The 12,926-nt window shown below is 44.3% G+C and carries 12 protein-coding genes; all 12 read left to right on the forward strand.

What is annotated here, in order from left to right; all coding sequences use genetic code 11:
• Nucleotides 1-103 precede the first annotated feature (103 nt).
• The gene (locus tag HCN54_RS10035) at nt 104-1,096 is read left to right on the forward strand and encodes a hypothetical protein (protein ID WP_167597686.1); all 993 of its coding nucleotides are present in this window, start codon (nt 104-106) and stop codon (nt 1,094-1,096) included.
• Between the two features lie 58 nt (nt 1,097-1,154).
• Nucleotides 1,155-2,270, forward strand: a complete 1,116-nt coding sequence (locus tag HCN54_RS10040; RefSeq protein ID WP_240924849.1) for a hypothetical protein — start codon at nt 1,155-1,157, stop codon at nt 2,268-2,270.
• A gap of 45 nt (nt 2,271-2,315) precedes the next feature.
• Nucleotides 2,316-2,909: a hypothetical protein gene (locus HCN54_RS10045; RefSeq protein ID WP_167597687.1), complete on the forward strand. Its 594-nt coding sequence runs from the start codon at nt 2,316-2,318 to the stop codon at nt 2,907-2,909.
• Nucleotides 2,903-3,334 carry a M15 family metallopeptidase gene (locus HCN54_RS10050; protein ID WP_167597688.1) on the forward strand — a complete coding sequence of 144 codons (432 nt, stop codon included), beginning with the start codon at nt 2,903-2,905 and terminating at the stop codon, nt 3,332-3,334. Before HCN54_RS10045 ends, HCN54_RS10050 begins: the two co-directional genes overlap by 7 nt.
• Nucleotides 3,331-3,849 carry a hypothetical protein gene (locus tag HCN54_RS10055; RefSeq protein WP_167597689.1) on the forward strand — a complete coding sequence of 173 codons (519 nt, stop codon included), beginning with the start codon at nt 3,331-3,333 and terminating at the stop codon, nt 3,847-3,849. Before HCN54_RS10050 ends, HCN54_RS10055 begins: the two co-directional genes overlap by 4 nt.
• Nucleotide 3,850: 1 nt before the next feature.
• A complete protein-coding gene (locus HCN54_RS10060) occupies nt 3,851-4,378 on the forward strand; it encodes a hypothetical protein (RefSeq protein ID WP_167597690.1) in 528 nt (175 codons plus the stop codon).
• Between the two features lie 3 nt (nt 4,379-4,381).
• Nucleotides 4,382-4,900 carry a hypothetical protein gene (locus tag HCN54_RS10065; RefSeq protein WP_167597691.1) on the forward strand — a complete coding sequence of 173 codons (519 nt, stop codon included), beginning with the start codon at nt 4,382-4,384 and terminating at the stop codon, nt 4,898-4,900.
• A complete protein-coding gene (locus HCN54_RS10070; protein ID WP_167597692.1) occupies nt 4,900-5,397 on the forward strand; it encodes a hypothetical protein in 498 nt (165 codons plus the stop codon). The genes HCN54_RS10065 and HCN54_RS10070 overlap by 1 nt, the downstream gene beginning before the upstream one ends.
• Nucleotides 5,398-5,598: 201 nt before the next feature.
• Complete coding sequence (locus HCN54_RS10075; protein ID WP_167597693.1) at nt 5,599-8,961, forward strand: hypothetical protein; 3,363 nt, start codon at nt 5,599-5,601, stop codon at nt 8,959-8,961.
• Entirely contained in the window at nt 8,961-9,866 is a 906-nt protein-coding gene (locus HCN54_RS10080) for a hypothetical protein (protein WP_167597694.1), read from the forward strand. Before HCN54_RS10075 ends, HCN54_RS10080 begins: the two co-directional genes overlap by 1 nt.
• Entirely contained in the window at nt 9,866-10,426 is a 561-nt protein-coding gene (locus HCN54_RS10085; RefSeq protein WP_167597695.1) for a hypothetical protein, read from the forward strand. The genes HCN54_RS10080 and HCN54_RS10085 overlap by 1 nt, the downstream gene beginning before the upstream one ends.
• A gap of 1 nt (nt 10,427) precedes the next feature.
• A complete protein-coding gene (locus tag HCN54_RS10090) occupies nt 10,428-12,926 on the forward strand; it encodes a hypothetical protein (RefSeq protein ID WP_167597696.1) in 2,499 nt (832 codons plus the stop codon).

Consider the following 12,926-nt stretch of genomic DNA (forward strand, 5'->3'; position numbering starts at 1 on the left):
GCAGCGTACCCTTTTACCGGGGGGTATTACCAAGCTGCATTTTTTTACCCCTCGATACCGATACATCTTTGACCCATCAAAATGCAACAAGCAGCAGGCAACTATGAAAAAGAGTACAAGACGATTCCCAATTAGTACCGAGGCAAAAAACAGCAACGGTTTCCGCGTACGTACCGCAGGAATCAACTTAGCAGATTTTAAAACCAATCCGCTCTTATTGTGGATGCATATACGTCCTAAGGGCGAAAAGGCTGACGAAATCTTACCACTAGGATATTGGGAGGATATCGAATTAAAGGACGGTCAGATTACCGGCGTGCCTGTATTTGACGACACCGACGATTTCGCAATGAAAATCTTTAAAAAGGTTGAAAACGGAACGATCAAAATGGCTAGCGCTGGGCTTTTACCTCTTGAATTTGTCGAAGTAGACGGTGAAAAGTGGCTCGAAAAATCAGTGCTTAAAGAGGCTTCCATGTGTGATATAGGCTCTAATAGTGAATCTGTTGCTGTAGTGCTTTACAACGAAGCCGACGAGCTGGTAAAGCTTTCTGAAGTACTTACAAATCTTAATCAAAACACCGAAATACCTATGAAACTTATTCAATTAACTGCGTCTACGATGGCGCTGCTTAAACTGTCAGACGGTGCCACCGAGACCGATGCGCACACCGCAATCGCAGAGCTGGTAACACTGAGCCAAACCCAAGGCACTCAGATCAAAACCTTAGAGAGCGAAAAGGATGCATTACAGCTGAAGCTTGACGAAGCTGAGAATGCCGGCAAAGATGCTAAGATCATCGCCCTTGTTGACAAAGCCGTTGAAGATCGCAAGATCACTGCCGATCAAAAAGAGGGAATGATCAAACTGGCTAATGCTGACTTTGACGCAGCAAAAGCACACTTGGATTCAATCCCATCTACCCCAACCGCTTCAAGCCAAATGAAGACCGACGCACCCGCCGGTGATGAGCTTATGAAGTTGACCTACGACGAGCTTGACAAGTCTGGCCGCCTTATCGAACTGAAGGAAAAGAACCTTGACGGTTTTAAAGAAAAGTACAAAGCCCGCTGGGGTAAAGAGTACCAAGCATAACAAAAACCCCACCCGGAGGTAACCGGGATCATCAATCACAATCACAAAAACGAACACAATGAAACATTTTTCACCACTTAACCTGCTGTATAACGCGTTGATCATCTTTGTCGTTGCAGCTGTATTTTTTGGCGCAACACCTATGGTGGCCTGTGCTTCTGTAGCTGCCGGAGCGATCACTGGTACAGCTATGTCTTTTGTACCTAAAGGTCTTGCGTTTATGGCTATTCAAAAAGAAATTTGGCTTAACCATATTGAGGAAGAAATCTTCAAGGACAATAGTTTCCTTAAGGATTCATTCAAAGCAAATGACTTTGTGGTCGGAGGTCGTGCCGTTCACGTTCCACAGTCTGGTGGTTCAGGTAATGTCGTAAAAAATAGGGCTACACTTCCCGCAACGGTACGTAAGCGTAATGATACCGATGTTATCTACCTGCTTGATGAATATACTTCTGATCCGGTATTGATTCCTAATATTGACACGATGGAGCTTTCCTATGATAAGCGCTCAAGTGTATTGGGTGAAGATCAGGACAAACTCAAGCAAACAGTTGCAGAGGAAACCATTTATAACTGGTTAAACAGCCCTGCTTATACCGGGTATGGAGCAACATCATTACCAAGCACTCAGGTATTAGAAACCACAGGAGCTAATGATGGTGTGCCAGCTGCTTCAGGAGCTACAGGTACTCGTAAAAGAGCTACGATAAAAGACCTTCAGCGAATGGCTACAAAATTCCGTACTGAAAACCGCTGGTTTGAAGGTCAGATGACAGCCTTACTTACTCCTCAGGACTTAGAAGATATGTTCCCAGCAGATAGCACAACTACAGCTACCTATATGCAAAGTGTGACTGAGCAAGAACGTCGTAATGGTATCATGTACAAAGCTCAAGGATGGAATATTAAATCCAGAAGCTCTGTAACTCGTCTAAACGATGCAGGTACCATTTTAACGCCTGAAGCAGTAGGAAGCGCTACTGACGATGCGGCCAGCTTATTCTGGTATAAAAATGCGGTAGAATTTGCTATGGGTGACATCGTCTTCTTTGACGATTTAGGAAACCCTGTGTATTACGGGGATGTCTATTCATTCTTAGTACGTGCTGGTGGTCGTGCCCGTCGTGCTGACTACAAAGGAATCGCTTTGCTAAAACAAGCAAAAACAGCCTAAATATAATTAGCCCAAGCCCTTCACTGGGCTGGGCTAATAATCACTATGCAAACCTCTAATCAACTTACAACACTGGTGTTTAGTCTGGTCAAAAAAGCATTTACCTATCAGGACGGCGCGCTTGTCGTACTGGTTTTGCCCGGCTCATTCGGTGCAAAAAAGTTGATTGCTGAGTTAACGAGAGACATCAGCCTTAAGGATATGACAATGCCGCTTTTGGCCTTTGGAGTCCTTACGATCTTATACATACTGGTAAGTATTGCCGATTTCTATACAGGCACGCGCGCAGCAAAAAAAGAGCATCTAATATCAACGGGATCATCCCGCGGCTATATGAAAAGCGACAAGCTGTGGAGCAGCGTCTGGAAGTTTGCCGGCGTAATACTTATAGCAAGCATCTTAACCGTGTTTTGCCTCTTGTTTCTCTTGGTGGGTCTCACTTGGCTTTATGATGGGTTTCTGTTTGCAATCATAGCCTTCTACTTTGTAGTGATCAGTTTTGACCTGCATAGCATTGGCGAGAACCAGTTGAGACGCTTTGGTAAAAAGCCAAGCTTTTACAGCTTTATTGATAAGGTGTCAGTAGCCATACGCACCGGTCTAATTGAGAAAGCTTCAAAACTATTTGACAAATGGTAGGCAGTACAGATTGCATACATAAATACGGCGAACCCACTCCGTCTATGGAGCGCAAATGGTTAACGCTTTGGGATGTGCCTGACGCAATTAACCGCGAGCTTCCGGTAATACCTAATAAAATCTATTGTAACCGCGATCTCATAGCACCGCTTGAAAATGCCTTTTGGAACATCATTTCAAATTGTTTGCAAGACGAGGTTAAGACTTGGGACGGCTGCTTTAATGTGCGTTTAGTACGTGGTGGCAAAACGTGGTCACTTCATTCCTGGGCAATTGCGATTGACATCAACGCCGCGTGGAATGGACTAGGAAAAGAACCGCAAATGAGTAAGGAACTGGTTAAGTGTTTTACTGATGCCGGCTTTGATTGGGGCGGGACTTGGACACGTAAAGACGGAATGCACTTTCAACTTAAACAGATATGAAAAAACACATTGTAATACGCTGGATCGCCCGCATTGCTTTAGCATTGGTTACGGTACTATTGATCCTTTCAGCTGGAAGCTGCAAAAGCAAAGCAACCCTAACCGAAAGTACAATGGTACGCGATAGCACGGTGACCACCGTAACTGTAGTACCACGCGACACGCTGGTTAAGGTTCCGGGAGACAGTCTCAGGTTAACCACGACCATTGCAGAGCTACGCAAAGCGCTTTACATCACTGAGACCCGCAACCGGGTGACAGCAGCTATAGGGTTACAAGGTGATAGCCTAACAGTAGATTGTAAGATTGATTCTTTACTGCTGGAGCTTGAGCTACGAGATACTACCATCAACACCTTGCGCGATCGACTTGAGAAAATTGAAACCGTGGAGAATGTGCCTGAAAAGTATGTGCCGTTTTTGGTCAAGCTACTGGCTTGGGTAGGCGGTTTAGCCCTCGTTTATTTAGGCTTTAAAGCCGCTTTAACCTATTTCAAAATCAAAATACCCTTTTAGTATGAAACCAGAAGAAATCGCGAAATCAATATTCGCACGCAACCCGGAAATTAAAGAGCTACACATCACTGCCGATGGTCAGGCCTTTCGTGACTTACACGCAGCCGAAAGCCACGCACAGCGCTCTAAAGATCAAAAGATCGCAAGCATTAAGCGTGACGGTAAAGCCAAAGAGCAAACGCCAGACGCTGATCCTGATAAGAGCTTTGCAGACAACGCCCAGAAAGTGGCAAAAGCTGCAAAGGTAAAAGATACGGTGAACCCTGATAGTCCGGCAGCAGCTGCGCAAAAAACAAACGACACTGACGCAGACGCAAAAGGTGACGATACCACAAAAGACAATGCACTGGAGGCGATCCTTGACGGTAATGTTAAAACTGTTGCAGGTCGTGTGGCAGAAATTGACAAGGTAGAGACCCTTGACGCTCTTGCAGAACTGGAAACCGCTAAAGGTGAAACCAGCCGCAAAGGCGTTCACGAAGCTATCACAGCCCGTAAAGAAGCAATTACTAATCCTAAAGAAGACTAAGCAATGCCAAAGTATAGATACGGTCTCGCGAGCCTTAAAATCGACGACATTAATGCGGCAGACGGCCTAGGCGCCGGTAGCCCTACAGAATTGAAAGACGACGTCTATCGTGACACGTTCAACATCGTTGAGGAGGAAGGTACTTCAACCCCTGTTTACAATGAGATGGACGTAGACCCGGTTATGGAGTTCACGGAGAAAGGTAGAATTTCTGCAACGCTCCAGATTATGGACACTAGTGTAGAAACGCTTGCCTTGCTTTGTGGTGGTGAAGTGGTGACCGTTGCCGGAACTTCTAAGACTTGGAGCCGTCCTTCAGAAAACCTTCACGTTGAGAAGCGCCTTGAATTTGAAACCTTAGATGGTTACAAGATCGTTATACCTCGTGGGCGTGTAAATGCACGAATCAATCATCAAGTGCGCCGTAACGGTATCGCATTGGTAGATGTGACTATTATGGCTCTTAAGCCATTGGTTGACGGTTTGGCTGCATTTGATATGGTAGAACCAATTGAAGCGTAATGAAAACCGAGCATCAAGAAAATCCGGCAACGGAGCATCTCGCAGCTCAAACCATCCTACATAGGGGCGTCAAGGTAAAAGTTGCCGCCCCTTTTTTTCTAAGATGGTTTGGTAAACGCACAATAGCGCTCAAGCTGACCTCTCCTTATGAAGGCACCATGTACCGCGTGGCTGCGTATTATCTCAGTACCGGTCTCAAAGATCATAAGCTGGAGAACACAAGCACAGAAGAGGCTTTGGCATTGATGAGCCTACACGGCAAAAGCATAAGCAAAGCGGTTGCTTGTGCCATTCTTAACGGCTACTGGAGTGGTAAACTCTTTACGCGGCTATTAGCGTGGTACTTGCGATGGCATTGCAAACCTCGTGAACTTTTTACGCTCACCAGCGCCTTACTAATTTACGGCGGTACCGCGGATTTTATGAGTACTACCAGATCGGTTCGCAAGATGAAACTGACGACTCCGAATCTGGGTCAGAACAATCAGGGGAGTTAAAGCAAACCGGCTTACATAGCCCTTGGGGATTATTATACCAGATTATAAAGGAAACCGGATGGACGTGGCATTATGTGCTATGGAAAGTCTCGCGTGCAAACCTCCTGCTTATGATGGCAGACCGTGCAAACTTCAAGCACGTTAAACGAGAAGATCAGGTAATTGAAGATACAGGCGCAGCCCTGTTCAACAAAATTAAGCGTGGAAAAAATTGACCCTATAGATATTGAGTTTTTGATCAACTCACCTGAGGCAAAAGCCGAAGCCCAAAAGGTACGCGATTACCTGAAGAAAATTGGGCAAGAGGCCGAATTGAGTCAGGCAGAGATCAATGATCTATTGGCAAAGCTCAAAGCTTTGGAAACGACTCCGGGTCTGGATGTACCGGCTAAGAAAGCTGCTAAAGCCAAAAGCACGTTTAACGGCCTTGGCAACTCAATCAACCAGATCACCCGCGAACTTCCCGCCTTTACCTATTCTGCCCAAACCGGGTTCTTGGCACTTTCAAACAACATCCCCATTCTCGCCGATGAGATTGGTCGCCTCCGCAAAGAAAACGACGCACTGGTCGCCAGTGGTAAAAAAGGGGTGCCGGTTTGGAAAAGTGTAATAGGTAACCTTTTTAGCTGGAATGTTGCCTTGTCATTAGGTATTACACTAATTACCGTTTATGGTAAAGAAATAGCCAATTTATTTAGTGAGTTATTTAAAGGTCGCACGGCTATTGATGAGCATACCAAAAGTGTTGAAGCGCTCAATAAAGCCTATGAATCTAACGAGTATCAAAAGGTTATTAAAGACCTGATCACGCTGCGCTCTACCATTCAACAGGCTAAAGACGGAATTATTGATAAAGAGGTCGCCCTTAAGCAGTACAATGCAACCCTTGGCAAGGTTTATAAAAACACCGACGATCTCAATGAAGCTGAACGTATTGTGGTCGAAAAAGCGCCCGCGTATATTGAAGCGATGCTATATAAGACAGCAGCTACCCTTGCCGCAGCTGATGCAGCTAAGCAGCTGGCCGAAAATGCTAAAGCGCAATTTGAAACTGAGGAGGAAATTGCAGCCAAGCAAAAAGAGGAAGCCGAAGCACGTGCAAGAGGGGTCTCAACAGCTTCACAAGCTCAAGGTAATTTTACCAACCTAGCTGCGAATAGTGCTGCATTTCGTCAGAAGGTTCTAGCTGATGAGCTTAACGAACTGGAGAACGATGCTAAAACCGTAGCCGATAAGAGTCAGAAGATCGTTGACGACCTGAATAAAAAAGCGGCTGAGATTGCCAAAGCTGCGGGGCTTGACATTTTTGGTGACGGCAAAACTGATGCTAATCGTAAGGAAGTTAACGAGCGTAAAAAGCTGCTTGAGAAAATTGCAGACCTTGATCGGGAATATGCACGCAAGCAACTGGATCGTGATGCCGAAGAGCTGCAAGCCCTGCGCGATAAGTTTGCAAAAGTGCGTGCATTGATCGAGGAGTTTAATGCTGACCCAAAAAATGCAAAGGCTAAAATTGATCTAACCGGTTTAGGAGTAATTCAGCAAAGTGCCGAGACTGATCTGCAATACAAGCAAGAAACCCGAGCATTAAAAAAAGAGCTGGAGCAACAAAAGGAACTTTTCCGCGAATTTGAAGAGTACCGAAAGCAGTTTGGCATTGAGAAGGCTAGAGAACGTTACAAGGGCGAGCTTGGTGAGTTTGAAACCTTTCGCGATTACTTGCAGGATATCATAAAAAGAAACGAGGCTGCTTTTGAAGCTGTAGCCTATGGCACCAATACTGGAGGTCAAGGTGATCGCGTAGATATGCTCACCGATCTGGCCAATACCGAAAAACGTATACAGGCCGAAAAGCTTAACGATCTGCTTGCCGAGTTGATGACTTTTGAAGAGAAGCGCAAGCTGCTTACCGAAAAGTATAATGCTGAGCGCCAAAAAGTACTGGAAGCGGGTGCGATTGCTGAAGCCGAAATATTACGCCGAAAATTTGAAGAACAGCTAAATGCCTTAGGCGAAGAGTATGCAGAAAGTACCGAGGCATATAAGCGCCTTTTGCGCGGTGTAGATGGCTTAAGCCGTGCCGCTGCTCAAAGTGTTATTGATAGCGCCCAAAAAATGGTTAATGCGCTGCTCGCTGCGGGGGTGATATCTCAAGAAACTGCTCAGGACATTCAAAAGAAAATAGATGCGTTAAGCAGGGATTTAGATAACAACACCGCTAATAAACTCAACGAAATTGCACGAAAAACGCAACAGATCGCAAGCGCGTTTCTTGATTTGGGCGACTCCGTCGGTTACTTCGATGAAGGATTAGGTGACACGATTACCACCATAGGAGAACTCGCGGCTGTTGCGGGTGATGCAGCACAAGCCGGTGCCAGTTTTGCGAGTGGTGACATTGTTGGAGGAATTACCAGTACAATAAATGCAATATCTGGTGTTTTTAGAATAGCCGCCAAAGCACGGGAGAGTGAAAGAAAAGCAAAAGAAGAACTCCTGCGTATCAATCAACGTATTGAAGATGGTGAGCGCCGCATAAATGAAATCTTGCGCGATCGTAATATTTTACGCGCACAGGAGGTAGAATTTACCCTCGATGGTATCGCTGCGCAACGTGAAGCGCTCAAACTTGCTCAGCAACAAAATGCACAAGACGAGGCTGCATTACTCAAGCAGCTACAAGGCCAGCAATACATAACCGGAAGCTATACTGAAAAATACGGGGGATTCTTAGGCATAGGCCAAAAGACCCGCGTCGTAAATGAATATGCTAGTCTATTAGGTAAAACCTTTGAAGATATTGAGCGGTTCTACGAGCAAGGACAGTTGGATGACCGCGCCAAAGAATTATTTGAGCAGCTGCGCAACCTTAAAGAAGAGGGAGCAGATATAAACGGGATGCTTGATGATTTACAGGCCAAAGCAAACGAGATTTTTACCGGTACCACGAGTAACGCAATTTCAGATAGTATCATAGAAGGACTACGTCAAGGGAAAGACAGCTTTGAGGATTTCTCGGGAGATATTGAAACGATGTTACAAGCTGCAATTTTAAACGGGATCAAGTACCAAGTACTTGAGGAACCCTTAAAGCAACTTTATGAAAACTTTGCCGCCTATGCTGAAAGTGAAGGCGAACTGAGCGCCACAGAAGCGCAGGCCATACGCGATCAATATCAGGCGCAGGTACAAAAAGCGATTGATCAGTACGAGCAATGGAGTTCTATACTTGATGAAGACCTTGTGAATGGCAACCAAACACAGCAAGGCCTACAAGGTGCTATACGTCGCGAGATGACCGAAGAGACCGCAAGCGAGTTAACCGGGCTTTTCCGTGGGCAGTATGACATCACAAAAAAACATTTTCAGCTTTCTGAGCGCTGGTTTGCAATGGAGCAAAAGTGCTGCGATGCTACGATGAACATAATGGCCAGCAACGCCCTTATAGAAGAAAACACCCGCAATACTGTAATACAGGTAATGTATGCGGTGGCTGAGCTTAAAACAATTTCAAAACAAACCAAGTCGGCTTCTGGGCGTGACTTAGGAAAACCCGGAGGATAATGTACACCATCAACAACATAGCATTTGAGACCTACGGCATCACCTCCGGGCGTATAGACGGTAGTAACATCGCACTGAGCGGTCAGCTTGATATGCCGGCACGTCTTGGCAAAACCTTTCACGACTGGACGGGCGAGGAAGGTGTAGAACCTTATGTACTCGCAAGCGAAATACGTCACGGCGGTCGGGATCTTGTTTTCTCGGGTTACGTGGTAGCCACAACCAAAGAACTCGCGTACACCCGCCTTGCTGAGTTTTACGACGCGGTTAAAGCTTACGACGATCTGGTGACGCTGGCAACGCCTTACGGTTCGTTTGAAGTGTACATCAATGACCAGATCGAAGCAGAACACCTGCAATTGGGTTGGCTGTCTATTCGTATCACCTTTAGAGAACCGGTGATCAATTTTGGAGCCAATTTGTTAAGCGGTACCGAAAGTGCCGCTTACCATATCGACGGGGTTTCGCTCAAAGTTTTAGGAGCGTTTGTCACCCGTTTAAACGACAATTTAAGCCTTCCTAAACCCAAGGCTCAAAACGTGACTTTCTACCAGACCGAAAGCTACCAGATCACACCGGCAAGCGCACACGAGTTTGAAGCTGTGCTGGTATTCTATGCCGATAGCTACGCACAACTCGCGCAGCACATGCAACAGCTGCACAAGCTGCTAGCCGCTCCCGGTATGCGCCTTATAAATATAGACGGCATCCCACGGGAATGTTTCAACATCAAAGGTGTTGAAGTGCGAAATATAAAAGTGGCTAGTGACTTTGCAATGTGTGAAGTGACGGTGCCGCTAATGAGTAAACAAACCGGCAAGCCTCTTGAAACGGGATACTTGCTGGATAATGAATACAACAACATCGTAACCAATTTATACGAACTGATTAAAATATACGCGTAATGGATAAGAGATTTTGGAAAGGTATGACCTACCGCGCCGCCCTTAAGCGAAATGATAAAGTGCTGATAGGAAATATAGACAATGAGCAGCCTGAGTATATTGATTTAAGTGAGATTATAAAGGTTTTAGAGGCTCAAGACTTTGAACACATTGGTATTTTACTCGCGGTTAATCTTGATCAAGCAGATAACCCGCCTTTACTTGACGAAAATGCGAAAATCAAGCTCATACAAATACCTGCCGAGGTGTTAAAAGTTGGTGAGATAACCACCGATGAAAGTGTTGTAATTGAGGAAAAGTATATACGTGCAAACGTAAGCAGCTATACCCAGCCATCAATTTTGGCTCAAGCCGGTGACGAGCGTACCTACTATTTTGACTTTGAACCTACCAATTTACTCAATGTATTTGTACAAACCGAGGCCGGTGTACTCTCAAGGCTTAACGATCCCCTGAGTGATTATACCACCACGCTTGCCGAAAAGAAAATTGTAATAAATAAACCTATAAACGACGGTGACACCATCGTCTTTCAATACGAACACCTAATAACTGAATAAAATGGCAAACTCTCCATACATAACCCCAGCACAAGTAGATGAGAAAGTACAGGCTGCTTTAAGTAAAGGTATAAGCGCTTCAGCTAAAGGCTTTAAATTATTTACAAATCCCGCCGCGAAAGATGCATTTTTCAACGGAACTCCTCCTGCTGAAGACACCCCTTTTATTTATACAGATGCCGGAGAAAGCAAAGCAGAATTTTACCAGCGAGCAAGCGATAATACTACGCAGGTTTTAAAGGAGGCGGGATTGACTGCGGCAGATATATCGCAAAGTGAGCCGATAGAAAATAGCTCTGAATTAGCTACTTCTGGACAGCTTTATGATGTTAAAAAAGCTACGGATCAAAAGTTTAAACAGGTAGATGTAACTACTCAGGTTGAGCCTGATGCAGACAATTCTAAATATAAAATATTTTCATTCGGGAGTTCCGGTGGTTATAGCAGAATTAACTCTTGGTATTTTGGAAAGTCTGGAAAACCGATTAAAAGTATAGGGATTTTTATTTGTCGCGCGACTAGACTTGCTGCTTCAACAGCAGGACTGCGCGTACAATTAGTAATTAAAAAAGCCTCAGGAGGTTCTGAATCTCGTGTTCTTGACTACACTATACCTCAGACAGAAATTGACGAAAATTATACGTTCGATACCGAGCCATCAGATAAGAGCGTATGTGAAAGAATTATAGATCTTGACACCCCTATAACCCTTGAAGATGGCGATCAACTATTTTGTAATCAATCATCACCTGACAGGTACTTACCTATTTACTACGAGGGTGATAATCTTGCAAATGAGTCTGGTGAATGGAATAACGGTGCGGGTAATTACTCGCGGCAATGGTATGGCAGTTACGTAAATGCAAATTATACCACGGTACCGTCTGCCCCTTCAGAGCCTAATCCAAACGTGCTGCATTTTTACGATGCGCAAGAATCTGAAATTATACTTTCGGATTTAAATAAGAAAGTAGAAGAGAGCTTACCCGATTTGGAAGATATCTCAAGTATAGTAACCATCCCTACGGTTGTGAGAGGTTTAAACTATGATGATAGAACTTTAAATTTTACAGCTCGAATACCGGTTGAAGGGATATTCACGCAAGCTTTAAAATCCGCAAGGGTCAACGGTTCAGCTAGCGCTGTGATCGACTTTCAAACAAACACTGATGGAACTACAAATGTTTCTTTGACTTTAAGTGCAGATAACTATAAGACGGAAACTTTTACGATTCCTTTTAGGCACAGCCCTTTGTCTAGTTTGCAAAACGTAATGATAAAGCTAACGAGTATAGGTGATAGTCTAACTCAAGGACAAGTAAATGGATCAAACGGAAATAAGATAGCTTATTCTGTTATTATTGATTTTCTTGTTCAAGCACTAAACGCTGATATAGGTAATGTTGCACTTGTTAACGTGGGTACTATGCTAGGTATAGATACTTTAACCCAATTCGATAGAACTTATACAGTTAGGGCTTGTAACGAAGGTCGTGGCGGTTGGGCAATTTCCGATTACCTTAGAAAGTTCACAAATACACGCAGACAAAACGGAAGTAATACACCTTACAGAATAGTGGGTAAAGCCGCTTGGGATTCTTTAGGACTTGGAACAATGACACGTAACGGAACGCCCGGGAGGACTTATGTCGGATTCTCAAACACAACAGCAACAGGTGATTTAATGCGTTTAGCTTGCCACGGGTACTATGAGGCTGACCCTACTGAGGAACTTTGGGATTGGATCGTAAATGTTAACGGTGTTACTTCATTTACTTACGATAGTGTTACTTATACTTTTGGAGGCACTTATTCAAGTGCAGACGATGAAGCACAAAAAGCTTATATTTTGTATCGATGCACTACTGATGTGGATAATCCGTTCTTTGACTTAGACACAGTAGAAAGTAGCGGTGGTTCTTATGCTTTCAATTATACTGAGTATCTCAACAAATACAAGACTTTAGCATCCGATGGAGTTACTAGATTAGTAGTAGGAAGTACGGCAGGAACACTTGTAACTGATGTAAACGAATATGACGTCTGCGAACCTACCCACGCTTCTATTATAATGACTGAAAACGACGTTAATAATATAAGTGACGGATCATTAGTAATACCCGATGTCATACTAATGGGGGAACGCATACACGCTCACAACTCATCTATTAAGATATTAATGGGTACGAACAGAGGTTACGGGGTGTTTAATAGCGGTCTTTACTCTCAGCAAGGTTACATAAAGGAAACCACTGTTAATTCCTATAGGCTAGCAGCATATCAGGCTCTTAAAGCAGAATTAGAAATAAATACAGATTTTGATGAGTTGCCTTTATACGCTATCCAATCACCAAAAGGTACAGCAGGGGCAAAATCTTATGACACATTTGATCTTGATAAGTTAGACAGGTGGAATGGTGATGGTCTTCACGCTGGGGATATTTGGGGGTATTTTGACCGTGCGTATCAGATTTTAGCTTGGATTGCTTCAACATTATAA

The organism is Leeuwenhoekiella sp. ZYFB001, from assembly GCF_011784865.1.
Taxonomy (GTDB): domain Bacteria; phylum Bacteroidota; class Bacteroidia; order Flavobacteriales; family Flavobacteriaceae; genus Leeuwenhoekiella; species Leeuwenhoekiella palythoae.

Excerpts from the sequence above, each read along its gene's own strand:
- HCN54_RS10035 (WP_167597686.1), top strand. The coding sequence starts at position 104 with ATGAAAAAGAGTACAAGACGATTCCCAATTAGTACCGAGGCAAAAAAC.
- HCN54_RS10040 (WP_240924849.1), top strand. The coding sequence starts at position 1,155 with ATGAAACATTTTTCACCACTTAACCTGCTGTATAACGCGTTGATCATC.
- HCN54_RS10045 (WP_167597687.1), top strand. The coding sequence starts at position 2,316 with ATGCAAACCTCTAATCAACTTACAACACTGGTGTTTAGTCTGGTCAAA.
- HCN54_RS10050 (WP_167597688.1), top strand. The coding sequence starts at position 2,903 with ATGGTAGGCAGTACAGATTGCATACATAAATACGGCGAACCCACTCCG.
- HCN54_RS10055 (WP_167597689.1), top strand. The coding sequence starts at position 3,331 with ATGAAAAAACACATTGTAATACGCTGGATCGCCCGCATTGCTTTAGCA.
- HCN54_RS10060 (WP_167597690.1), top strand. The coding sequence starts at position 3,851 with ATGAAACCAGAAGAAATCGCGAAATCAATATTCGCACGCAACCCGGAA.
- HCN54_RS10065 (WP_167597691.1), top strand. The coding sequence starts at position 4,382 with ATGCCAAAGTATAGATACGGTCTCGCGAGCCTTAAAATCGACGACATT.
- HCN54_RS10070 (WP_167597692.1), top strand. The coding sequence starts at position 4,900 with ATGAAAACCGAGCATCAAGAAAATCCGGCAACGGAGCATCTCGCAGCT.
- HCN54_RS10080 (WP_167597694.1), top strand. The coding sequence starts at position 8,961 with ATGTACACCATCAACAACATAGCATTTGAGACCTACGGCATCACCTCC.
- HCN54_RS10085 (WP_167597695.1), top strand. The coding sequence starts at position 9,866 with ATGGATAAGAGATTTTGGAAAGGTATGACCTACCGCGCCGCCCTTAAG.
- HCN54_RS10090 (WP_167597696.1), top strand. The coding sequence starts at position 10,428 with ATGGCAAACTCTCCATACATAACCCCAGCACAAGTAGATGAGAAAGTA.